This window comes from Lysinibacillus sp. GbtcB16 (assembly GCF_019091145.1).
Taxonomy (GTDB): domain Bacteria; phylum Bacillota; class Bacilli; order Bacillales_A; family Planococcaceae; genus Lysinibacillus; species Lysinibacillus fusiformis.
This window is the reverse complement of the sequence record NZ_JAGXJV010000914.1, coordinates 1-233: the sequence shown is the minus strand read 5'-3', so window position 1 is coordinate 233 and position 233 is coordinate 1. Positions and strand designations below refer to the sequence as shown.

1 protein-coding gene is annotated in these 233 nt (G+C 45.5%); it reads left to right on the top strand.

Annotated elements, in window-relative coordinates; genetic code table 11:
* Nucleotides 1–222: dihydrodipicolinate synthase family protein (locus KVT27_RS26290; RefSeq protein WP_217582344.1), on the top strand; the 222-nt coding region annotated here is incomplete at its 5' end.
* Between the last annotated feature and the right edge of the window lie 11 nt (nt 223–233).

Genomic DNA, 233 nt, shown 5'->3' with positions numbered 1-233 from the left:
ATGCAATCTATGGTAAAGTATTATCTAGAAGGCAACATTCAGCAAGCGGCAGAACTTCATCGTAAGCTCCATCCTGTGTTTACCGGCATTTTCCGTGTACCGAGCCCTGCACCAATCAAGCATGCTCTTGCACTGAAAGGTATCCAAACTGGGGGAGTCAGACTTCCGTTGGTTCGCGTATCCGAGCAAGAAGGACAATTCATCCAATCACTTTTTGTATGATAACGCCTAAT